19 protein-coding genes are annotated in these 23937 nt (G+C 66.1%); 16 read left to right on the top strand and 3 right to left on the bottom strand.

Annotated features, from left to right (window positions below; genetic code table 11):
- Positions 1-13 precede the first annotated feature (13 nt).
- On the bottom strand, positions 14-505 hold the full coding sequence (locus CH262_RS03530) for an ImmA/IrrE family metallo-endopeptidase (RefSeq protein WP_143547059.1): 492 nt from the start codon (positions 503-505) through the stop codon (positions 14-16).
- Positions 506-609: 104 nt separating this feature from the next.
- Positions 610-1716, bottom strand: a complete 1107-nt coding sequence (locus CH262_RS03525; protein WP_249305516.1) for an integrase — start codon at positions 1714-1716, stop codon at positions 610-612.
- Between the two features lie 414 nt (positions 1717-2130).
- On the opposite strand from CH262_RS03525, the gene CH262_RS03520 reads away from it, so the two are divergent.
- Both CH262_RS03520 and CH262_RS03515 read left to right on the top strand, forming a co-directional pair.
- Positions 2131-2946, top strand: coding sequence for an SDR family NAD(P)-dependent oxidoreductase (locus tag CH262_RS03520; RefSeq protein WP_094634013.1), 816 nt, complete (start codon positions 2131-2133; stop codon positions 2944-2946).
- A 52-nt stretch (positions 2947-2998) separates the two neighbouring features.
- Entirely contained in the window at positions 2999-4003 is a 1005-nt protein-coding gene (locus CH262_RS03515; RefSeq protein WP_094634012.1) for a GAF domain-containing protein, read from the top strand.
- 95 nt (positions 4004-4098) lie between these two features.
- Here CH262_RS03515 and CH262_RS03510 read toward each other — a convergent pair whose 3' ends face one another.
- Positions 4099-4551: a helix-turn-helix transcriptional regulator gene (locus CH262_RS03510; protein WP_094634011.1), complete on the bottom strand. Its 453-nt coding sequence runs from the start codon at positions 4549-4551 to the stop codon at positions 4099-4101.
- A gap of 1126 nt (positions 4552-5677) precedes the next feature.
- Between CH262_RS03510 and CH262_RS03505 the strand changes: the two genes are divergently transcribed.
- From CH262_RS03505 to CH262_RS03440, 14 genes are all read left to right on the top strand, one after another.
- On the top strand, positions 5678-7012 hold the full coding sequence (locus CH262_RS03505; protein WP_249305514.1) for a hypothetical protein: 1335 nt from the start codon (positions 5678-5680) through the stop codon (positions 7010-7012).
- Between the two features lie 45 nt (positions 7013-7057).
- Positions 7058-7723 (top strand): hypothetical protein, encoded by a 666-nt coding sequence (locus CH262_RS03500; protein ID WP_249305513.1) that lies wholly within the window; start codon positions 7058-7060, stop codon positions 7721-7723.
- Between the two features lie 3 nt (positions 7724-7726).
- On the top strand, positions 7727-9895 hold the full coding sequence (locus CH262_RS03495) for a cutinase family protein (protein ID WP_094634009.1): 2169 nt from the start codon (positions 7727-7729) through the stop codon (positions 9893-9895).
- Between the two features lie 115 nt (positions 9896-10010).
- The gene (locus CH262_RS03490) at positions 10011-11639 is read left to right on the top strand and encodes a peptidoglycan DD-metalloendopeptidase family protein (RefSeq protein ID WP_249305511.1); all 1629 of its coding nucleotides are present in this window, start codon (positions 10011-10013) and stop codon (positions 11637-11639) included.
- Between the two features lie 55 nt (positions 11640-11694).
- A complete protein-coding gene (locus CH262_RS03485; protein ID WP_094634007.1) occupies positions 11695-12345 on the top strand; it encodes a hypothetical protein in 651 nt (216 codons plus the stop codon).
- Positions 12342-12959 (top strand): hypothetical protein, encoded by a 618-nt coding sequence (locus tag CH262_RS03480; protein WP_094634006.1) that lies wholly within the window; start codon positions 12342-12344, stop codon positions 12957-12959. The genes CH262_RS03485 and CH262_RS03480 overlap by 4 nt, the downstream gene beginning before the upstream one ends.
- Positions 12960-13012: 53 nt before the next feature.
- A complete protein-coding gene (locus tag CH262_RS03475; RefSeq protein ID WP_141216551.1) occupies positions 13013-14473 on the top strand; it encodes a MinD/ParA family ATP-binding protein in 1461 nt (486 codons plus the stop codon).
- Positions 14474-14541: 68 nt separating this feature from the next.
- Positions 14542-14955: a hypothetical protein gene (locus CH262_RS03470; protein ID WP_249305509.1), complete on the top strand. Its 414-nt coding sequence runs from the start codon at positions 14542-14544 to the stop codon at positions 14953-14955.
- A 55-nt stretch (positions 14956-15010) separates the two neighbouring features.
- Positions 15011-15754 carry a hypothetical protein gene (locus CH262_RS03465; RefSeq protein WP_094634004.1) on the top strand — a complete coding sequence of 248 codons (744 nt, stop codon included), beginning with the start codon at positions 15011-15013 and terminating at the stop codon, positions 15752-15754.
- 17 nt (positions 15755-15771) lie between these two features.
- A complete protein-coding gene (locus CH262_RS03460; RefSeq protein ID WP_143547058.1) occupies positions 15772-18057 on the top strand; it encodes a hypothetical protein in 2286 nt (761 codons plus the stop codon).
- Between the two features lie 97 nt (positions 18058-18154).
- Positions 18155-19729 carry a hypothetical protein gene (locus tag CH262_RS03455; RefSeq protein WP_094634002.1) on the top strand — a complete coding sequence of 525 codons (1575 nt, stop codon included), beginning with the start codon at positions 18155-18157 and terminating at the stop codon, positions 19727-19729.
- A 43-nt stretch (positions 19730-19772) separates the two neighbouring features.
- Positions 19773-21287, top strand: a complete 1515-nt coding sequence (locus CH262_RS03450) for an ATP/GTP-binding protein (protein WP_094716906.1) — start codon at positions 19773-19775, stop codon at positions 21285-21287.
- Positions 21284-22165 carry a hypothetical protein gene (locus CH262_RS03445; RefSeq protein ID WP_094634001.1) on the top strand — a complete coding sequence of 294 codons (882 nt, stop codon included), beginning with the start codon at positions 21284-21286 and terminating at the stop codon, positions 22163-22165. Before CH262_RS03450 ends, CH262_RS03445 begins: the two co-directional genes overlap by 4 nt.
- A complete protein-coding gene (locus CH262_RS03440; RefSeq protein WP_249305507.1) occupies positions 22162-23934 on the top strand; it encodes a type IV secretory system conjugative DNA transfer family protein in 1773 nt (590 codons plus the stop codon). Before CH262_RS03445 ends, CH262_RS03440 begins: the two co-directional genes overlap by 4 nt.
- The last annotated feature ends 3 nt before the right edge of the window (positions 23935-23937 follow it).

Below are 23937 nucleotides of genomic sequence, written 5' to 3'. Positions count from 1 at the left end.
TCCTCGCCGTGCACTAACTTTTGCCCAGTCGCCGCAACCGGGTCTGCATTGCTGGAAGCGAGATGTCGAAGGCCTTGGCCATCTCGATTGTGCTCATGCCGCGGGCTGACAGCATCTTCACAGCTTGAGGCGGGGCAAGAAGGTTTCCTGCGAACTCATCGGCGTAGAACTCGTGCAAGTCGCGGCCAGCGGGTGCACCGCGGTAATCAGTGAAAGAGAACGACCCCTCCGGGTCGACCTTCACGCGTTCGATGTAGTGACCGATTTCGTGGGCGACGGTGAAGTTCTGCCGCGCAGGCGTGTCATTTTCGTCCACAATGATCTGAGGGGCTCGCCCCTTCTTGCGAATCAACATGCCAGAGATGCCCGGATCCAGGGTCATATAGGTGATCTCGATACCAAGGCTTCGCGCGATCGAGAAGGGATCGATTGGTAGTTGGGTACCCCAATGCGCCCGACGCGTTTCCTGCGCATCTTCGAGCGCAGCATCTTTTACCAGTGCCACCGACTTCACCTCCTCCTGGCCAACCGTCACGACCAAATTACTTACATGTTATTCCACGAGCTGACGTGGCTCCAGTTGCCGCCCCACGCGAATCGGCGCAGTACTTACAGGCCGATGTCGGTAACGGCGTTGCCCACCAGCGGTGCGTATTCGCGGCGGTACACCTCGACGGAGTCGAGTCTGGCGTGTCCGGTCTGTCGGGCGATGGCGGATCCGTCGGCACCGTTGCGGTTGCCTTGGGTGACGAAACCGGCGCGGAGCGAGTGGCCTCCGAGCTTGGCGAGAGCCTTGAGGTCGTATCCGGCATGTTCGGCGCGGCGGCGGATGGTTTGGTGGATTGCCGCTCCGGATAGCGCGGTGGAACCGAGATTGCCGTTCTTGGTGACTGTACGAAGCAGGGGCACCCGTGCGGCGGTGCGGGGCACCCTCCCACGGCACACGTGACCGTCGAATGGATCCCGCTTCCTGAGAAGCCGGATCACTGAAGGCCGGCCGCCGGCATCGAAGGCGGCGACCACCTGCGCCCATCGGACGTACGCGCAGGGCGGGCAGGTCTGGTGGGACTCCGTGTAGGGCAGGGCTTTCACCGCTCCCCTACCCTCCTGGTCGGTCTTCGACTTACGTAGCCGGATGTGGAGTCCGTCGTGCCGGTGCACGGTGACGTCTCCGCAGACCATCTCGGAGAGTTCGCTGCGGCGGTAGGCACCGGCGAACCCGAGGAGCAGAATGGCCGAATCGCGGCGTTCAAGGACCTCGTCGGCCCAGCCGTGACACCGTTCCCGCGCGGTCGCGACGAGCAGCTTGATGTCGTCGACCAGCAACGGGTCTCGCGGGGTGCGGGGTCGGTCCCCCGCGGCCGCGTACTCCCGCCGGATCCCCGACAGGGTTGCAGTGACGAGTTCGTGCGCGGAGGGCGATAGATGTCCGGTGGTTCGGTGTTGGTGGTTGATCGCCGCGATCCAAGTACCGAACGTGGCGACGGCATAGGCCCGCTCCCCTGCTTCGGTGCGGGTATCGGCGGCGTCGACGAGGTAGGCGGCGACAGTGACCGGGTGCGCCGGTAGCGTCACGTGACCATTCGTCTCGCACCAGCTTGTGAAGCGTTTCCACGCGGCCGCGTAGGTCTTGCGCGTTCCCTCGGAGCGGGAGGACTGCACGGCGCTTGCGATCCGCTTCGCGACGGCGGGCGGGATCTCCGGCTCGACAGCCATCGGCCTTCCCGTGCCCGAAATGCCTGCGGAAGGGGTCACCGCATGTGTTCGGCCTGGTCGGAAGTCCATATGCGCAGCCTAACGCAGATTGCCGACGTCTCTGCAGAGCGAAACTGTGCTGAACTGGTGTTTTCCTCAAGACGGCGCGGAAAATGCAATTTACCGCGGCGACATTAGATCGACTTTCAGACACCTATCTACACCGACCGTCCCGCAAATGCGTTGCCAACATTTACGGACCCGAGTCGTACTCACGCATATGGTTCACCGCTCGTCCGAGCGCCTCCGAACAAAGCGCACCGGAACGACTAGATACAAAACGAAATACAGACCAGCTGGTTGCTAGCGCGACTGCAAGCCTTTCGTTACTGTTCCTAGTTACCCAAGGTAGCGAGGCGCAGGAGGGGCGAGCAGATGCCAGGTGAATGGAAAGCAGCGATTACCGGCGCGGGTTCGGGCGTAGGCCGCGAGATCGCCTTGCAGCTAGCACAACAGAAGTGGTCACTCGCGCTCGCCGACAGCAACTACGACGCCCTCCTCGACACACAGTCTCGATGTGCTGCGACGGCCGCGATCGCGCGAGCGACCCGTGTCGACGTCTCCAGCCGGGCCGAAATCACTTCGTGGGCCGCATCTTCGCGCAATGGGCTCGGCGGTATTGATGCGGTCTTCAACGTCGCAGGTGTTCTATATAGCGGCGATGTCATCGACACTCCCCCAGCTGATTTCGATCTCGTGATGGCAACCAACTTCGAGAGCGTCGTCAACAGCTCTCGCGCTTTTCTGCCGGACATTCTAACGTCACGTCGAGGCCGAATTATCAACGTGTCGTCCGCATTTGGAGTCATGTCCGCACCAGGCTACTCGGCATACAACTCATCCAAATTTGCCGTTCGGGGCTTTACCGAAGCCCTGAACCAGGAACTCCGCCTGGCGTCACGAACCGCGCGTGCGACCTGTGTGATCCCTGGTGGACTCAAGACGTCGATCGCTCGGACGGCGCGGGCGGCACCGGGCGTTGATCACGTGCGGACTGCCGATTTTTTCGATAGACGCATAGCCCGAACCACCCCCGAAGTGGCCGCCCAAAAAATCATTGCGGGTGCGTGGAGGGGGAAGTCGCAGGTGACAATAGGGAACGACGCCCGCCTCGTCGCCGCGACAACGCGCGTGCTTGGCCCTCACTACCAACGGCTGCTGCCTTCGCTCCGAGCACTGCGACGGACCTAGCAAGTCGTCATCAACAGAAACCACTCACCAGACCTGCGGGGGTCGGTCAACCATGTCGAATAGCTGGATCCTGATAGAGACGTTCGGAGATGAAGAGCCGTCCGTGATCGGAGTTGGGTCCTCGCCCAAGTCTTTTGTTTCACCTCGTCATGTTCTGCGCAGCTCCGCCAGCCGCAACGAGGCACTGGCCGCGGTGACGGAGACGCTTGTTACGGGAGCCATGGTGGATCGGCTGTCCAGAGACCGATACAGGCGAGTACTGGCCGAACCACTGCAAACCTTTGCGGGCCGTACGCACGGGGCATGGGTGTGGCTCGGCCGGCGCGATGAGACTCCACCTCCGCGAGACGCCACCGGGGCGTGGCAGTTCAACCTCACGAATAGCACAGCAAGCGGAAGCAATGATCTACTCGATTTGTACCGCGTTCCGCAAAACGAGCGCGAGACCCAGCGCGCACTCGCGGGAGCGTTCACCCGACTTGTCACAAACCGTGACGAGAGCGAAGCTATGGCCAAGATCGTGCAGTCAGCACCGGGCACTACCCATCAAGCAGTTTGGACAGTGAGACGGGACGACGGCGAACTTCGGGCCGCGCACTTCTCGTGCCGGATGATTGCCGAAGACCAGGCTGCGGGCACCGAAATAATCCTGAGGGGCATCACGCATGACATCGGCCCCGCAGGTGAAATCACTATCGCTCCCCCACCCACGATACTCGAGCATCGTGTCCTGGAGGCGTCTACCAAGGAGGGCGAGTACCGCGCACTGGTCAACCTCAGGACTCTGAACTTGTTGCGCTGGTACAACTCTGAACCTGTACCGAATATCTGCTGGGAAAACCTTCCCGACGAACCGGTACCGGCCATTCATCCGGACGACGTACCAATTGCGAAGCAAATGTCGAATGCACTCGCACGCGAACGCACTAACGCCGTGCTTCGATTCAGAACTCTCGACGGACATTGGAAGCCCATGAAAGTCAACGCGGTTCTGGTCTCGCTTGATCAGCACACCACGGCCGCACTTGTCACTCTGACCGAATTGTGCGAAGAGTAAAAAATCTCGCGGATCCATGCGGATCTACAGAGACTATTGCGGACTCACGTCGATCGCAGCGCCCGCACTGCACGTACGTTTAATAGTTGCGTTTTTTACAAGGACTGCGCGCGTGTCGTGCGTGCATCGCGAGTTCGACTCCATGCAGCTGCCACCGTTCGGGTGGATACCCCATACGCTTCCGCAAGCGACTCGATGCGCTCCTCCGTCTCAGGCTTGCGCCCCCGCTCGATGTCGGCGAGAACAGTGGCCGACATCCCCAACATCCGCGCAGCGTCGCCCTGGGAAAGCGCCGCATGCACCCTCAGGTCGGACAATTTGAGCTGAGACTCCGGAATCGGAACTAAGGCTGCGACCGACGTGTGCAGGGCATTCGCGATTCGACCAAGGGTCGCCGGCGGTGGCGTTGAACGCCCCGTTTCCCAGGTGGATACCGCTTGCCTAGTCGCGCCCACAGTCGCCGCAAGGTCGTCAGCACTGAACCCAGCGCGTACCCGAAGCTCGCGCAACCGATCGGCCCGAAATCCACGAACCCCGCTTCGCGGCACTGTCCCCACTCTCTATCGACCTTCCAAGACAGCTTCATCTTCCTCGATCCACGTCAACCTCGATGTCTTGTGCGTTTTATAGTTGCGCGCTATCGTTGCAACAATGCGCTCGCCCGTTCCGAGTTCCACAACCTTCAACCAATTGCGCGGTGCACCAAACCTGTTCTACAGTCCTATTGCGCGCCCAAAAGGGATTCCTCGGTGCTTGTCGCTCTCGGCACTGCTTGTAGCGCGGGACATTAGGACGGTTTGCTCACAGATTCCGTCCGATCATTCCTGTCGGGAGTTCCACATGGTCACGTCGCTCGCGGTTTCCGCTCCACCATTGCCGTCGACAGCTAAGCCCAGAATTGGACAGCTTCGAAGTTCAGTGCTGGGCCAACACGGACGAGGCGCGACGACAAGTGCGTTCGACCGACATTGCCACTTTAGCCAAGGGTGTGGGGGTGGACCGAGGTGAGTGCCGCACGGGATGCGATGGAGTCAACTTTCCTCGCACAGAGACAGTTTTGCGCGTCAATCGTCGTGAATCGGACACATGGTGACTTGATTGCATGCTCGCTCGACCACGGGCATTCCGGTCGCCACCAGTACATCGGTGACGACGGAGCCCTGCTAGCCGAGTGGGGTCCATCCACATCGTGCACTGATCGATCCATTACTTCCAGTAAGCCGTAGACCTGGCGGTTCGAATTGCAGCCCGACCCGAGTGGGCTTCTGCTGATAGTCCCGCTCGTGAGCTACAGGAGCTCCCCCGACGTCCTGTAGCTCGAACGGTGGACCGGCGCGAGGGTCGCGCAGTAAGCGCATTTCATCATGTTCGGTACTGCGCGGCCCCGCCGGGACATCACCCCTCGAACCCACACCCGTTCTGACAGAGAGGATTTCGATACCCGATGTGGATTTTCCAGCAGCCTTGGTTCTGGTCGGTGTTCTTCGGCTGGCTCTGAGCCTCTAGCACGTGATGGGTGCGTGCGACTGGCCCACAACCTATGGATCGCACGCACCCATCCACTTTCTCCACTCACTTGATCTAGAACCAATCGTCGCCAGAACGGTTGCTCCGCAATCGCATTCACCAGAACGACCCGACCATCGGGTCGCACCAGGAAGGGATCGACACACAATGCCAGCAACACCGGGCACCGGACACCACCGCTCACCCAACACGCGAGGGCGGGTGATCAAATCGCTGCCCGCCATGGCCGCGGTGACGATCGCAGGCCTGACCATGCAGGCCGCTCCCGCGCAGGCCGCACCCTCACAGCCGGGCGTCATCGCCCCGCAGGAATCACAGCCGGGCGTCACCGGCACACCGCAAACGGCTCCGGCCACCCCGCCGCCGGCCGCACCGGAAGAACGCCAGTACCTACCCGGCTACCAGCCATCACCACAGGTCCAGCAGACCCCGTCGCGTAGCTATGACGACTACCTGGCCGGTAACCAGCAGTCCTCGTACTACCAGAACACCTACTACGAAGCCCCTGCTCCGCAGGCCGCCCCGAGCGAAGCACCCCCGGCATTGCAGGCGACTCCGCCGCCCCCGCCGCCGGTCCCGACGGTGCAGCGCAAGGTCATCGCCCCGATCGACGCACCTGACGGGTACTTCCTCGTCGGCGGTGAACTCGTGCCGTACGACCCGAACATCGTGGACCGCAATTTCGTCGAGCAGTTCAACAACACCACCCAGGCAATTCAAGCCGACGGTGGTAACTGGCTCGTGGACAACGGTTTCGCCGATGCACCTCGTGCCGACCGCATCGCGGCCGGTACCGCCACCGGTGTCATCACCGGTGGCGCTGTCGGCCTGGCTGCATCGGTGGCCCCGGCCGCAGTGATCACTGGCACCGGTGCTGCTATCGGTGGCGCGCTCGGACTTGCGGCGACGACCGCAGCCACACCCGCGGTCATCTGGGCCGGACCGGTGGGGTACATCTTCGTTCCCGGTGCGGCCGCACTTGCCGGTGCCGGCGTCGGCGCTGCCCTGTCGGCACCGATCGTGCTGGGTCTGACCGGCGCTGGCGCTGCCATCGGCGGTGTCCTCGGTGCCACCGTTCTCGGCGGCGAACAGCAGATCATCGAAGAGCCGGCCCCCGCACCCGCGGTGGTTCCCCCGGCCGCCGACAGCGTCCCGGCGATCCCGCCGGCCGCGACCGTCGATCTCCCCGGACCCGTCGGGCAGGTCCGCGACACTCTTGCTGCCGACCCGAACGGCCGCCAGGTGCTCGCGGCCGCCGACACCGCAGTCCAGAACGCGGCACCGATCGTCGACAAGGCCGTCAGCGACGCGTCGGTGTGGACCGCACCTGCCGTCGAAGCAGCACAGGGGTTCACCTCGAAGGCCCTCGAGCAGCCTGCCGTCGCCGACACCGTCGCCGCGGTCACCACCGCAGCAGCACCGATCGTCGATCAGGCCAACGCCGCGCTCGCAGGACTGAACGCCGCCTTCGCCCCTGCGTGACCGCTCTCTCCCCGGATTCATCTGTCCCCGAAAGGATTCACCCTCATGGCGCGTGAGCACCACGGTTCGTCGATCGTCAGCGCCACCGGCCCGAGCCGGTCACCGAGACGTCCACAACCACCGCGCGCCGCATCCGGATCCCGTGACGGCAGTCGTCGCCGAGCAGCCCTGCTGTTCGGCGGCGCTGCCGTCACGGTCGCCGCAATCCTCACCGGCGTCATCGTGGCCACCGGTGACGACCCGCAACCCGCGCAGGGCCCACTGCCGGCCGATGCACTGATCACGTCCGCGCCGTCGACGTACACCGAGCAATCACCCAGCGAGAGCTCACCGACGTCTGCTCCTGCCGAGTCCGCGCAGGGTGATTGCTCGATGCCCGCGGGCGGGCAGGACAGCGGCGAGAACGCCATCAGGGCGTTCGAGTACCGCCTGTACGTCGAACGGTCCGGTGCCGCCGCGTTCGAGCTCCTCTCCCCGGCCGCCCCGCCGTTCACCAGCGTGGCGAACCTCGACGCGGGTATCGCCGCGACCCCTGTCGGCTCGATGTACTGCCTCGACCTCGATCCGGTCCTGCCCGGGCTGTTCACCCTCACCGTCAGTCTCGTCCAACCCGACGGGACACCCGGCCCGAAGTACCGCACCCAGCGCGTCACCACCTCCGTGGTCGACGGGCGTCATCTCATCGAATCGATCACCGAAGTAGGGGAATAGACCATGCGCAGTGCCGTCTCCGTCCGACTCGCCGCCCTGACCGCCGCCGTGGCCACCGGACTCGTCCTCGTGGCCCCGGTCGCCTCCGCCGCACCCGCAGCCGGGTCGCCGTGCGCGCGATACGTGGCGGTCCTGGCACCGGGAACCACCGAGACCCGCGCCGATGCCGACCCCACCAAACCGGCCGGAATGCTCGGACAAGTCGGCCAGGAGCTGCAGCGCCGCTACGGATCTCAGATCCAGGTCGTCTACCCCTCCTACCCCGCACAGGCATTCCTCCAGTCCGGCATGACGTACGCGACCTCCAAGACCGAAGGCGATCGGGCCACGGTCGACGCCCTCACCCGCTGCCCCGGCTCGAAATTCGTCATCGGCGGCTACTCCCAGGGCGCTCAGATCGCCAACGACGTAGCGGTCGACATCGGGACCGGGTCCGGACCGACGCCGCCGGCCTCGGTACTGGCGGTCGCACTGCTGGCCAACCCCAAGCGCGGCACCGCAGGTGCGAAGGTCGTCGGTCCCACCCTCGCCGGTCAGGGAATCGGAGGACCCGACGCCCGCGGATTCGGTGCCCTGTCGGGGAAGGTCTTCGACATCTGCCACCCCGACGACAAGTACTGCAACACCGAAACGTCCTCGAACTCCTTCCTGGCCTCGCTCGGCCGCATCCTCGCCAACCCACCCGGCACCGTAGAAACAGCAGCCGGAGCCACCGTCACACCCGGCACCAGCGCGCCCACAGCCACCGCAACCGGCCAATCCACCGCAGCAACCGCGACAGGCCAGTCCACCGCGACATCGACGCAGCCCACCTCGACCAGCGCCACCGAAAGCACCCCCACTCCGTCGACGTCCTCGACCCCCGGAGCCCCGACAGCCACCGGCGCGGGTGCAGGTGCGTCGTCGTTCCTGGACGCAGTCACCTCCGACTACGGATTCGCCGACCTCTCCGCCGCACCCGGTGCCGCGTCCTCGCTGGCAGCCTCGGTGGACAAGCTGCAGACCGCCGGCGCTCCGACCTCGACCTCCTCGGCTCTCGACATCGCCGAGATCGGCCAGCAGGCCAAGCTCCTGTCCGGCACGTTCGCACCGGTCGCCCAGACACAGTCGTGGATGGCGGCGAACCCCGCCGCCCGTGACGGCCTGCGCACCGCAGCCGAAGGGTCACCGGAAGCAGCGACCAGCGGAGTCGTCGACGCGCTCGACCAGATCGACATCCCCAAGATCGTCGGTGCCGCCGACCAGGTCGTGAGCTTGGCGAGCAGCGTCCTGTCGGGCGCATCGGCTCTGAGCGGCTCGACCCCGTCCGCAGCCGGCGCAGCTCCCACCGATGCCGCGAGCACGTTTGCGGCCTTGTCCGGCCCCGCGCAGACGTTGAGCACGGGAGTGTCTCCGCTGGCCAGCACCCCGGCCGATCAGCTCGCGACCGCGACATCGGTTCTGTCGGCCATCAAGCCGGTCACGATCATCAACCAGGTCCTAGGCGTGGTGACCGGGGTGACGTCGGTCGACTACAACGGCGTCGCGGCGAACCTGCAAGCCCTCCCCGGATTCTTGCTCTCGGGCAACATCAAAGAAGCGCACCGGGTTTCGGGTGAGCTGAACAATCAGCTCTCTCCACTGGTGAAGATGGCTGCCGGGGTCGATCTGTCCTCGATCGCGCGGTTGATCAGCCTGATTCCGGACCCGTCCGGCACCGCGGCCGCGACGTCGATGGTGGCAGGTCTGCTCGCGAACGTCGACGTCATCCGCCTCGCCCGCGACGTCGGACAGCTCCAAGAGGTCGCATGGCAGGTCGTCGAGACCGGAAACCTTCTCGCTCTCGGTCAATTGCTGCCCATCGGAATCGATCTCGCCAACGTCGCACTCGGCGTCCTGATGCCGAGCCAGAAGATGTCCGCCGACCAACTGCACGCACCCACCGATGCGATGACCGCGCTGATGAGCAGCCAAGCACAGAGCAGCGACCTTGTCGGACTGGGAAATTCGGCATTGGCGACGGTCACCTCCCCGGACGCCGCAGCCCTGGGGCAGATCGTCGACGCCGGCGTCACCGCAGCGAGCTTCCTGGGCTCGCGGGTGCACGAGTCCTACGGCCAGTGGCTCGTCGACGGCAAACGCACCGCCCTGCAGGAAATGGTCGAGATCTACACCAAAGCAATCGGAGGCTGACCGCGCCGGACACCGAACCCGTTGCCCCCGAACACCTATCCGGCCCACCGCACCTGTCCACCCGCAGCGCATGTGACCTCGCGTCACCGATCAGATGAAAGGACGTCGAAGGCATATGGGCAAGTCCAGCACCACCTCGAACGGCATCAAAGCCGGGGCCGCGGTCATCGCGGCCGCGGTGGTGCTGGTCGGCGGCGTGGTGCTGGGCAGCGACAACCCCAAGAAGGTCGACGACTGCCTACCCACAGCCCCGGCGGCCGGGCAGGTGGCACCGGGACCGGGAAACAAGACCCAACCCGTGCTGGCCGGAACCTACGAGATCACCTCCGGTTTCGGTCCTCGGTGGGGCACGATGCACCGCGGCGTCGACTTCGCCGGGCCTTTGGGCACCCCGATCTACGCGGCGACCTCGGGAACCGTCGCCGAAGCCGGTCCGGCAGCGGGGTTTGGCAACTGGGTCATCATCGACACCACCATCGACGGCCAGCGACTGTCCACCGTGTACGGCCACATGAGCGCCGACACGATCACGGTGAAGAAGGGCGATCAGGTCACCGCGGGTCAACACATCGCCGGCATCGGCAACGAAGGCGGATCGACCGGCCCGCACCTGCATTTCGAGGTCTGGCAGGGCGGGCGACTGCCCGACGGCGCGGGAACACCGACCGACCCGCAACCCTGGCTCGCCGGTGCCGCCGAACCCACACCAGCCGCCCCCACGACCCCGGACACCTCGGCTACCTCGTCCCCGGCAATCGTCAATGCCGCCTCGGTCCGCCCGATCGGCGGGGCCGGATGCGCCCGCCCCTCGATCGGTGGATCCGACCTCAAACCGGGCAGTGTCCCACCCGAATTCGAGCCCTGGATCAACCGAGCAGCGGCCACCTGCCCGGAGATCACCGCACCGCTCATTGCCGGGCAGTTCAAGCAGGAGAGCAAGTTCGACGTCAACGCCTACAACGCCCGGTCCGGTGCCACCGGCCCGGGACAGTTCCTCCCGTCCACCTGGGAGCAGGAAGGCGTCGACGGCGACGGCGACGGCAAGCGGGAGATGAACTCGGTCGCCGACGCAGTGATGTCGATGGCGTCCTACGACTGCAAGATGGTCGAGCTGTCGAAAAAGGGCCTCGCCGACGGTCGACTGACCGGCAACGTCGTCGATCTGGCGCTGTCGATGTACAACTGCGGACCCGGTGCCACTCTTTCCCAGGGCCACACCTGCACCAACAGTGAAACCCAGGGCTACATCACCAACATCCGCAAGTTCGCGATCGAGGAGTTCACCGCACCAGTAGCCGCGATCGTTCCCGGTGGCCCGTCGTCCGGATCGGCCGTCGTCGACGCCGCCACCCGGTGGCTCGGCACGCCCTACGCCTGGGGCGGAGGCGACGAGAACGGGCCGACCGTCGGCACCCGAGACGGCGGGGTCGCCGATATGTACGGAGACTTCGCCAAAGTCGGATTCGACTGCTCCGGTCTGGTCAAATACGCCGTCGCCCAGGCCACCGCGGGCCGCATCGTGCTCCCGCACCTCGATTCCGCCCAGATCAACGACTCCCGCGGCACGACCATCGCCAACCCTGCCGACCTGCGGCCGGGCGACATCATCCAACCCCACTCCGGACACATCTTCATCTGGATGGGCGCGAACACCGTCGTCGAAGCTCCCCAATCCGGCGACGTCGTGAAGATCTCGCCCTGGACCCCTCCCGCGTCCGGACTGAAAGCCAAACGCTTTGTCTGACATCACACTTCCATGCCCGCCCTACCCGTCCACCGATGAAAGGCAGAACCTCAAGATGACCGTTTCGGCAGCAACTGAATGGGAGCAAGCAGCGGCCGCAGTGCACTCGGCCGCCGACACCCTGCGCGAGTACACCAGCGCCGACCTGCGGACGTGGGCGAAGGAGAACAACCTGTTCGCACGCTCGATGTGGCCGAAGATCAAACGAGAACTCGTCAAACAGCTCGACATCGACTACGACGAGCTCCGCGAGAGCGAAGCGATCGCACGCACGAACGAAATTGCCGCCGTCGCAGAGAATGCACCACTGATCGAGCTGTACGCCGCCGGCGACGACCGCGGCAGCTTCGCCATTCTCGGACCGGTCGACGACGCCGCTTGGTACGGCACCTTCCACCGCAACGACACGGTGTTCCGCAAAGGCAACCAGACCTCCGCCGACGACTCCGCCGCCGGCAAGGCGATCTTCCTCGCAGGCAAAGCCCGCGAGCACGCCGGCGTCGAGGCAGTGCGCCTGCTGCTGCACATCAGCAACCCCCACGTCGACGGAACGGCACTGGCGGGCGTCGCAGCCAGCCACGGGGTCTCCCTCGAACTCGACATCACCGACGACAACCGCGCCGTCGACTGGTGCGAGGAAACCGGTTTCCAGGCCTGGCAAGCGATCCGGCTCTCGGACCTGTTCGTCGACGAGGACCCGTCGTGACTGCCGCCCGGAACGCCGCCATCGCCGCCGCGCTCCTGGTCGCCGTCGGCCTGGCCGCAGGTTGCTCGTCCACCGACACCGCCACACCGCCGACCACCGCCACCACCGCAGGTGCACCGGCGCAGCAGTGGACCCCCGGCGCGGCCCCCAGCGCCACCCAGACACGGTCGCCGGCCACCACCCCGGCCCAGATACCGGACACCCTGGCCGGGGTCGACGACAGCGATCCTGTCGCTGTCGCCGATGGGGTGGTCACCACGTGGTTCACCTGGAACACCGCCGTCGACGCCGGGCCGAACGACGCCGCTGCCCGTACCGGGTCCGCTCTGACCGACCGCTTCCGTGAGCAGCTCCTCGCCACCACGCCCACCGGGAGCCCGGGCGGTCAATGGCTCGAATGGGCCTCGGTCGACGCCCAGGTCTGGCCGACGGTGTCCAACGTGCCCAATCAGGGCGCGATCGATACCGCGAGCGCTGTGCACCGGATGTACCAGGTCGAGCAGACCGCGATCGCCGCCGACGGCTCGGTCGCCGGCGTCGACACCGTCCAGGTCGCCGTCCTTGTCGTCGACGACGACGGCCGTTGGAAAGTCGATGCGGTGCAACAACTGTGACCGATGACCGCGCAGCACACCCCGGATCCGCCCCCTCCCCGAAAGGAACTCCGATGAGCATTCCTGACCCGTACAGCGAGCACCGCGAGAACTATGAAGCCGAGACCGCCGTCGACCTCCGCAAGCAACGCTTGCGCCGCCAGAGCGACCCCAACCCCGAACCTGCCGTCGTCGACGAGGACACCGACGGTGAGCACGACGCCGGCACCGACGCATTCGACGACGGGGACGTCAACGAGGTGTTCGCCGACCCCTACCAAGTGGGTCAGGATGCGTTGGCAGCCAACGAAGAACCTGCTATCGACATTCCTGCCGAGTACGGCGGCCGCGACTTCGACTCCGAGACCGCCGAGCTCGACAACCGCCCTGCCCTCTGGGGACTACGCGGCCGGGTCAACGCCGCTCTGGGACTGACCCGCCCACCTCTACCCGAGTCCGCCGAAGCCCGGTTCCGCCAATCGGTGCGACGGGTCCAGCAGCCGCTCCCGGGATGCATGGTCGTCTCGGTCATCGGTCTCAAGGGCGACGCGGGCAAGACCTCCACCACCACCGCGCTGGCGAACACCTTCGGCACTCACCGCGGCCGCGGAGTCGTCGCCTGGGATGCGTGCGAGAACTCCGGCACTCTCGGCCATCGCGCGCACCGCACGACCGATCCCGAACTCGGACCGTGGGACATCCTCGAGAACGCCCGCGCCCTGGCCTCCGCCGATGCAGTCTCGGGCACCCTGGGGCACTATCTGCGCCTGCAGCCCACCCATGACGAGGTGCTGGCCTCCGACAGCTCGACGAGCCGCCAGAGCGGGATCGGGTGGGACGAATGCGCCGCGCTCATGGCAGTGCTGCGCCGTCACCGTGACCTGATCATCGTCGACACCGGCAACAACGCCACCGCCAGCAACTGGCAGTGGGCCGTGCAGCATTCCGACATCCTGGTCATCCCGCTTCCGCTGCGACGCGACATGGCGATCCTGACGATGAACATGCTCGACGGCATCATCGCCCGCGGCTACGAGCACCTGGTGCGATCGGCGCTGATCCTGACCGTCGTCCTTCCCGGCGACAAGGACTCCGTCGATACAGCACTGCGGCTCGAAGGCTGGCTCGAGAAGGAGTTCGAGGCCATCGGCGGGGTCGGACGCATCATGCGGGTGCCCTACGAGCCGAAGTTCGCCAGCGGTGAGCGGATCCGCTATCAGGAGCTCGGACAGGCGACCGTCGAGGCGTACACCAACGTGGCAGCGGAGATCGCCGACAGGCTCGCCGATCGCGCGTACGAGCGGACCGCCGAATACGCCGATGCATATGCCCCACAGGAGTTCACACGTCCCTCGCAGGCCGAACGCCGCCCGCCGCGTCGTCCGTACTCGCTCCCCCCGCACTCGATCCCACAGCCCGCTCCGCAGAGCTACGACGCCGACGCGGACTACGACCGGCACCCGCCCCGGGAGCAGTGGCGGCCGCGAGCCGTCCCACCCCGAGACCAACCACCCCGAGAGGACCCGTTCCGATGACCACCGAACCTGTTGCCCCACCCGACTCTATTGCTCTACCAACCGTTTCCAGTGAAAGGACGCCACCGATGATCACACCGCCTCCCACCCCGACCCGGGGCCGCGCCCTCGCTCGTCGCGCAGGGAATGCCGCAGCGATGACCGCCGCCGCACTCACCCTCGCGGTCATCTTCGCCGGCCCCGCCTCCGCCCAGGACTTCAACCCGATCAACGGAATCAAGCCGTCGTTCGAGTTCCTCGGCCCGTCCTTCCAGAACGTGTGGGCGCGGGTCGCCGCCTCGATCTGGGGTGTCCTGCTCGCCGGAGCATCGGTGAAACTGCTTGTCGCGCTGTACAAGATGCGCGCCGCGAAAGCCGGCGGTTACGGCGCGGAGATGAGCGACTCGATGGGCGAGGCGAAAGTCGCCGGGGTCGCGGTCGGCGCTCTGGCCATCGGCGGCGTCATCGTCGGCGCAATCATGTTCGTCGCCAATCCTGGCTGACCTATCACCAACAACGTTCCGGCTCAACCCCATTCGATGAGAAAGAAGAACTGACATGGCACGAGATTTCTCCGCAGTCGGCGCCGCCGGCTCGACCACCAGCGCGACGGGATCGGCGTCCGGCTCGCCCGGATCGGGCCTGTTCGGGCTGCCCAAGTGGGTACTGGCGATGATCGCCGCCGCCGTGGCGTTCGTCGTCGTGATTGCCGTGGTCGTGTTGACATCCGGGGGGAGCGAGAGCTCCACCGATGACGGAGCCGATGCGATCCGCGCCGCGCACGGCCCGACCACCACCATCGACGGCGTCCCTGCCGGCTACACCCGCGATCAAGCGGGCGCCCAGACCGCCGCGGTGAACTTCACCCAAGCCAACGGCCAAGCCTATGCAGGTCGCATCGATGCTCAGCGCCTCAAAGACGTTGCCGTAGCGGCAGAACCGACACCGGCGTTGACAGAGGTCCTCGACGTCTCGTCCGAGCGCCAGGAGACCGAGCGCGGCACGGTCAACGGCGTTCCGATGATCGTCACAGTGGAGAACTTCTCGCAGGATTCGGCGACGGTGTCGGTCTGGGGCATGGGAGTGAGCCAGAGCCGGGTCAGCCAGGACAGCGACAAAGTCGGCATCTTGGCCATCTACTCCACCACCACCGTGACGATGGTGTGGGAGAACGACGACTGGAAGGCCAAGGACTGGAGCTACAAGTCCGGCCCCACCCTCGAGGAAGCACAGTTCCCCGCCGATGAGTCCTCCCTCGCCAAGCAGGCCGCGGACGGCTTCTACGCCTTCTACGTCAACTGATGAAGGGTCGGCCTGCGATGTGGCGAAGGATTCTGTTGACGATCGCGGTGGCGGTCATCGCGGCGGTCGGGTTCGCGTGGCCCGCGGCCGCGCAGCCCTCGGCTGTTCCGGCACCGGTTCCCGGTGGCGGATCGACCGCGACCACGACGGCGAAGAAGCTACCCGAGACCTTTCCTGCGGATCTCCGCAAATACATCGCAGGTACCGACGAGTTCAAAGCAGCACCGTGGTTCACCGGGCACTGCAAGGACAAGGGCGGCGATATGGGCCAGTACGTCGGATCGGTGATGAGCAACGAAGGCCGCCTGCTGTATTGGACGGCCACCGAGAACGACCGCATCGCGCGGTGGACCGCCGCGGTGTCCGTGCGCAAGGACCCGGTTCTGATCGGTGTCCTCATCGATGCCGGCGCGGTCGGCTCGCAGACCACCGGTGTCGATCTCGGGGTCGAGCAGAACCGCAAGGCCGCGCTGTCCATCACCGACGATGCGGTGCTCGAATCGTTCTACCCGCCGGTCTATCCCGCCGGCGATGCCGCGATGGCTCCCCCAGCCCCGACCTGCGCACAGGATCTCGCCCGGTGGACGACCAAGACTTCGAGCACCTGGGGCTTCGAGTGGGCCTCGACTCCCGATGCGGCCTCGCTCGCCGAGATGAAGGCGCAGCCCAATGCCGACCAGGTTCCCGAGCAGGCCTGGACCGACGCGTGCGCCGAGGGAGTGCCCGGGTCGCTGTGCATGCACGCGATGTACGTCAACTGCAGCAAGGCAACCGACCGCGACGACGAGGTGACCTGCCGAGAATGGAACACCAGGGTCGGAAAACTGTTCGGCGGCACCATGAACTGGATCGATCAGAACACCAGCTTCAGTGACCGCCTGAGCGAGACCCTCGAGTCAGCGTTCAAGGCGACCCCGCAGTACAAGGTCGGCAAGATGTACGTCGACGGCTTCTCCTGGGTGTGGGACAACACCGTCGGCGCGGTCGGCGACATCGTCGCCTTCGTCAAAGACCCCTCCGACGTCATCGACTCCTGGGCGAACAAGCTCAAGAGCGCCGCCGTCGGCACCACCACATCGGTCCTGCACGGGCTCGCCGGTATCGGTGAGTTCAACCCCACCGACCCCGAATTTCTCAAGGTCTACGCGATGTCGACGGGTCTGGGCATCTTCGTCATGGCGCTGATGGTGCTGCTGGCAATCTACAAATCCTCCGACGGCAGCAGACCCGGTATGGAGCTGGCCAAAGACCTGTTCGCCTACGCCCCGGCCGGGGTGATGATGATGCTGTTCGCGCCCTCGTTCGCGCAGTTGTTGATCTCGCTCGCGCACGAACTCTCGGTCAGTCTGGTCTCACTGCTCGGTAGCTCCACCGACGAGGTGGTCGACAACATCTCCTCGGTCCTCGGCCCGCTGACAGATACCACCCTGATCGGCGGTGCCGTCGGTGCCATCGTCGGGTTCGGGTTGATGTTCCTCGGCGCGTTGTCGCTGTTCTTCGGGTTCTTGATGCACGCGAACGCCCTGCCGATCCTGGGCGTGGTCTCGGCGATCGCCTTCGGCATGTGGGTGCATCCGAACTGGCGCAAGAAGGCCCTCCGCCCAGTGATGGTGTTCCTGGGCATCGTGTTGTCCAAGCCTCTGCTGTTCGTCATCCTCGCCGCGATCTTCGCGGCCATCAACATCTCCGCGGCCGGCGCGGTCGCGGACGACGGCGAGCTCGAATCCCTCGGGGACCTCGGCTCGATCGCCGTGTGCCTGGTGATGGTCGGACTGGCCCCGTTCGCGCTGCTCAAGTGGTCTCCGATCCTGCCGAGCGCCTCCGATTCCGCCGACTTCGGCAGTAGCGGGTCGGCCACGGGTCAGATGATCGGATCGAGCGCGGGGATGTACCAGATGCGCGCCGGCGGCGGCGGTGGAGGAACCGGGGGCGGCGGGAGCGCGGCCTCGCGCAATGCCGGTGTCGCCGATGCACCCGGCCGCGTCGGTAGCGGCGGTAGCGGCGGTGGCGGTGGTTCCCGGCCGGGTGGCGGCTCGTCGGCATCGAGCACCCATGCCGGTCAGCAGAGCGGCCAGACCGCATCGAGATCCGGCGGTCTACCGGGCAAGAGCGGTGGCCACGGCGGCGCGAAAGCAGGTGGCTCGGAATCGAGGCTGCTCGCCGCCGCCGGAAAGACAGCAGGAATGGCGGCGGGCGCCGCGACTGTCGTCGCTCCGATCGCCCTCGCCTCGGCCGGGGCCGCGATGAACAAAGCCGGAGCGGCCGCGCAGAGCGCCCCCGAACACCCCGACAGCGACAACTGATGTCCCACAACACGAACGGAGAGACCATGACCGCCACGACTGACATCGGCTGGTTCGGTCCGCACCCAACGCCGACTGCCCGGCGGGGGGCGCGGCGGTGAGCGGGCCACGGTCGGCGATTCTCGGCCGTCAGACCGCGCGCCGGGGAGTGCTCCCGTTCCCCGAGCCGGTCGTCGCCGCATGGGCAGCCACGCTGGTGGTGGCCCTGTATCTGCTGTTCATGGTCGGGCAGTCGACGTGGACGTTGGCGATCGATGCCGTCCTGATCGGCGGCGTCCTGTGCGCGACACTCGATTTCGGCCTGCACGAGTCGTACGCGGCCCGCAAGGTCAAAGCGATCCGCAACAGGCAGCGCCGCAAGAGAGGCGAGCACGTCTGGGTCTCGCCTTCCGATCCGCACTACGGCGACCCCGCCCTCGATCCGGGGTGGACGATTCCGGTTCCGCTGTACCGCACCGAGCCGGTCGACCTGGCCGGAACGGGCCTCGACGACATGTTCATCCTCGAACATCGCACCCCGGGCGACAACGACTACTACTCCGTTCTCATCGCGAAACAGGGCCTGGCCGAAGGCCTGCGCGGCGACGATGCGTGGGCGGTCACCTCGGCGGCGTTCGGGCGAGTGCTCGCCGGATTCGCCAAACGGTCCTCGTTCGTCCGCGGCCTGGAACTGCTGCACCGCAGCGTCCCCGCCGACATGGTCCCGCACGAGAACTGGGTCACCGAACAGATAGCGGCCGGCGACCCCGACCTGGCCGTGGTTCCGGCGATCCGGTCCTACGGACAGTTGATCGACCGGATGAGCCCGTACTCCGAAGAGCACCGCTCCTACGCGGTGCTGATCTTCCCGAAGTCGGCCGCGTTCCTCGCCGAAGCCGCGCGGATCGCCCGCCGCAAGGACGCCCCGCTGGTCGGCGGTATCGCCCAGGTCATCCGCGATGACACCGCCCGCGCCGTCAGCGCCCTCGAGCGTGCCGGAATGGGGCGCGTGGAGGTCTACGGCGAACAGCGCGCCTGCGCGGTCCTGCGGGCATTCCAGGACCCCAGCTACCCCCTCGACGCCCACAGGGGCGTCCGGTGGGACAACTGCTGGCCCTCCTACGTCGGACGGGACGAATCGGTCGAGGTCGCCGGCACATGGCACACCCGAGTCGGCATCATCCCCACCCGCGCCATCGAACCGGTCGAAGTCGGCCCGCTGTGGCTGGCGACCCTGCTCACCGGAGTCGAACCCGATGCCGGCGACGACGAGATCCCCGCAGCACCGACCATCCGGACGGTGACCGCGCGAATGGACTTCGTCGAGGCATCCAAGGCCCGCGCTGCGACCAAGAAGGACGTCACCCAGGACAAGGCCCGTCAGATCACCGAAGAGCGCAAGGGAAAGATCACCGACGGTGCATCGGAGGTCGCGATCAGCGAATCCTCCCGTCGCCGTGAAGATCTCATGCCCGGAACCGGGCACCACGGAATGATCTACACCCTCGCCGTCTCGGTCACCGGCCACGACGAAGACGACGCCCTGCGGGCGTGCACACGCGTCGAACAGGCCGCCGACGACTGCGGTATCGGCGAGATCGAATGGCAGGACAACCGCCACGACGTCGCCGCATTCGTCACCTTGCCCCTCGGCCGCGGACTCGCGGCCACCAAATGGACCCGCTCCCGATGAACCGAACCCAGAGTCCGCCGACCACAGAACGAGGCGAGAGACGATGACCAGTACCGACAACAAGCAGGACCGACGCCGTGGCCACGCCGCCACACCGCGCACCGCCCGCCGTTTCTCGCTGACCCGGCGAAGCAAGCGCACCGGCCCCGATCTGGCCGCGCAGGCCGACACGGCCGCCACTCTCGCCGCGGCACAGTCCGCCGGCATGATCACCACCCGTCGGCACCCGCCGACGCGGAAGAAGTGGCTCGACCGATGGGGCTGGTACGAGATCCGCGTCGAGGGCGCGTGGACGACCACCCGGCAGGGCGAAGCGCTGAACCTGGCCACGATGCGCCGCTCGGTGCGTCACGAGGGCCTGCTGACCGGGCTGAACAAGATCAGCCAATCCGGAGTGATCACCGACCCCTACGCTCTCTACGGGTCGGAAATCGAGAACATCAACATCGCCGTCATCGGCGACATCGGCAAGGCCAAGTCCTCGCTCATCAAGACCGCGATGTGCCTGCGCCAACTCGCACTCCCGAACCGGCAGGTGGTGGTGATCGACAAGAAACGCCAGGGCAACAAGGGCGGCGAATACAGCGGAATCGCGGATGCTGTGGGCGCTGGTTCGATCCGATTCCGCACCGGCACAACGGGAATGCGCATCAACCTGCTCGACCCCGCGATCGCCACCGGCGTCGAACGCACCGACGGAGTCGCCCCGGCCGGCCAGGAAGCACTCGTCGGGGCAGTCATCGAGGACACGATGGGCCGCCCCCTGGTCGAGACCGAGAAAGCCGCACTCGGGCTCGCTCTGCAAGTGGTCAACGACCGCGCAGCCCGGGAGAACCGCGAACCGATCCTGATGGAACTCGCCGACGAGCTCCTGGGCCCCTCCGCCGGCAGCGGCGCAGCGTTCGGTGATCAGTGGGCGCAGGAATCGCGGCGTTGGGGCCTCAATCCCGGTCTGGCGCTGCGGGAGCTGTGCTTGGGCGATCTCAAGGGCCTCGTCGACGGCGCGACCTCACCGGAGGTCCGCGCGGCTCTCGATCACCCGTTCGTGCACTTCGACGTGTCGGCGTTGCCGAACAAGGGTCCGGCCCTGCGGGTGATCATGACCGTGATCAACACCTGGTTGGCGAACGTGCTCGCCTCCCGGTCCGCCCGGCACATGCAGACCCTGCTGCTGGTCGAGGAAGGCTGGCACGTCGCCGACGGCTCCACCGGAAAGGTCTTCCGCGAGAACATGAAGCTCTCGCGCGGTCTGGGACTGTCGACCGTCTCGGCGTTCCACCACATCTCCGACCTGCCGGTCGATTCGCCGGCGCGGGCGCTGATGAGAGAGGCCGGCATCGTCTTCCTCTACGGGCAGGACCGGGTCGAGGACGCCGAAGAAACCGCCCGCATGTACCACCTGCCGCCGGGGTCGACCGAAATCATCATGTCCCTCGCCAAGGGCCACTGCCTGGTCAAATACGGCAACGCCGACCCGATCCTGATGGAACACGTGCGCTCGGATCTGGAAATCGCACTCACCGACACCGACGAAGTGATCAAAGGAGCAGCAGCATGACCGACCACTCACGCAGCGCAGCGCTCTCGCACCCTACGGCCGACCGTTCGACTCTGGTGGGTGTGGACGTGACGACCCTCGATGTGGCGGGCAGTACCGCCGTAGGTCGACTGTTCCGGTCTCGTTCGGCAGCAACGGCATTCGCCCTGACGCACGCCGCACAATCCTGGGCCACGCTGGTCTCACTCGACTTCACCGTCTTCGAGTGCGATACAGCGTCAGTCGATTCGGCATCGGAGGGCATGTTCTGCGCGTGGGACGAGGTGTCCGTGACGGGCTCGGTAGCCGAGACAGCCTGCGCTTTAGCGATTCTCGACGAATACAGTCTTGGGGTGAGGCGGGCGAGGTTGCCGCTGCCCGCTGCTCTGACGGCCGAGATCTCCACGCTGAGCAACGCCGTCGCTTCGCCGGTGCATCCATCACGGGTCGACGACCCCGACAAGGTGGAGGTCCGCCTGTGCAGCATCAGGCCGGACCCGTTGCCGCACAGCAGAACATCGATAGGGTTCTACGGCAGCGACGACGCGGAGCGGGTGGCCGGGGTCCTGGCGTATCGGTTCGGCGGCGACATCGCACCAGCGACCGAACGGGGCTGCATCCAGGTCCACCACAGCGCCGACATCAGCGACGTTGACCGCGCCGCGGTCGCCCGCTACACCCGCATCGGCGAACTGCGCGCCAACATCGCCGCACTGGACCCGCGACGAGACATCGCGGCGATCACGCGCCTCGACGGCGAGCTCGACACCCTCTGCTCGGCCGTACTCCATCGACGATCGACACCCTCGCCCACTCCCGTCGCCGGCAGCGACGTGGTCCGCAGATACCTTCCCGCGCCTGCTCCACGGCCCGACTCCAGCGAGGACCGCCCCCGATGAGCACACCAGAACTTCGCCCCACTCCCCCGGTACTTCCCTACGGCACCGGCCCCGTCGTCGGTTTCGTCGCCGGTGCATTCGTCTCCGTGGTCGGCGGCGGCTACCTGTCCGGTCTCGTCGCCGGCACCGGCCCTGCACTTCCCGCCGGCATCTACGGGGTGATCCCCGTGGTGGTAGGCCTGTTCAGCAACCCATCCGACCCCGCGTCGGCGTGGCCGGTAGGTGCTCAGCCGGGCGGCCCGATCCTGACCTGGCTGTGCATCGGCATCATCGCGGCCGCATGCATCCTGCTCGGAGCTATCGTCTCGGCGAAGAACATGGCCCGCAAAGCATCTCGGCGGGTGCGGGCGAACGGATTCGCCGATCGGGCCGCGCTCGCAACTGTCGGGATCGACGAGAAAAGCGCGGTGAAGAAGGCCAAGGCCACCCGGCTCTCACTCTCCGACGTCCCGGTCCGCCGGATCGAGGCAGCAGCGGAGACCACGCGCATCGGCACGCTGTACGACGACAAGAAACAAGGGGTGTTTCTGCAGTACCGAGACGGTGTGCTGGTCGAAGGCCCCACCGGATCCGGTAAGACCTGGCGCATGTTCTACAAGGCGGTCGTCGAGGCGATCGGGCCGGTGGTGGCCACCTCGACCCGCGGTGACCTTCTGCGCGCGACGTGGGCCGAGCGCGCGGCTGTGGGCAGGGTCGAGGTGTTCGATCCGGACGGGCTGACGGTGTATCCGAACAAGATGCAGTGGTCGATTCTCGACGGCTGCGACGACCCCGAGGTGGCCATGCGGCGGGCCGCGGCGTTGGTGCAGGCCATGCCGATGGACGGCACCTCGAATTCGAGCTACTGGAACGGCAAAGCCGCGATGCTCATGCGCGGCTACCTGTATGCCGCAGCGGTATTGGACAAGGATCTGGTCACACTGCGGGTGTGGGCTGCCTCGCGCAACGTCAAGCCCGTGCATGAGGTTCTGTCGAGGGATCTACCGGACTGGGACGCCGACCTGAGTCAGGCGCTGGAATCGAAAGCCGATTCCTCCGACGACATGATCGGTGCCTGCACACGCCTGCTCGAGCCGTTGGCGTCGCCGAAGCTGATGCGCTCGCTCAATGTCCCGCTCAGCGAATCGGCGGATCTACGTTCCCTGATCACCGAAGGCCGCAACACCGTATATCTCATCTCCGAGGGTGGCAGTGCGTCGGCGGCCGCGATGACGACCGTTCTGTCGGCCGAGCTCTATCACGTGGCGAAGACCCACGGCCTGACCCAGCCCGACGACAAGATCGACCCGCCGCTGCGCATGGTGCTCGACGAGATGAACAACGTCGCAGCAATCCCGAACATGCCCTCGCTCATCACCGACTCCGGTGGCCGCGGAATCCAGATCTGGGCCGGAGTGCACTCCCGGCTGCAGAACGAACAACGCTGGGGCCACGTCGCCGGCCAGCAACTGTCCAACGACTCCCCCACTCGCCTGTATCTGACCGGCCTCGGCGACGCCGACGAGCTGGCGACCATCTCGAAGGGCCTGGGAATGCGTGACGAATACATGAGCGCCTCCCGGATGGCCGGGCCCCGGTCGGTCCCGGTCATGGCCGGCAGCGACATCGCCCGGATGCCCGCCGATCAAGCCCTACTGCGCTACCGGGAGGCCAAACCGATCAAGCTGCACGTTCCCTCCGTCTGGGACGTACCCGTGCTCGCCGCCCGCGTGAAGGCCAATCAGAAGGCGTTCGACGAGTACTGCGCTACCGGTTACGAGAAGAGCTGACGT

Source organism: Rhodococcus sp. 05-2255-1e (genome assembly GCF_002259025.1).
Taxonomy (GTDB): Bacteria; Actinomycetota; Actinomycetes; order Mycobacteriales; family Mycobacteriaceae; genus Rhodococcoides; species Rhodococcoides fascians.
Note: the sequence above shows the minus strand (reverse complement) of the source record. Positions and strands in the feature narration are given on the sequence as shown.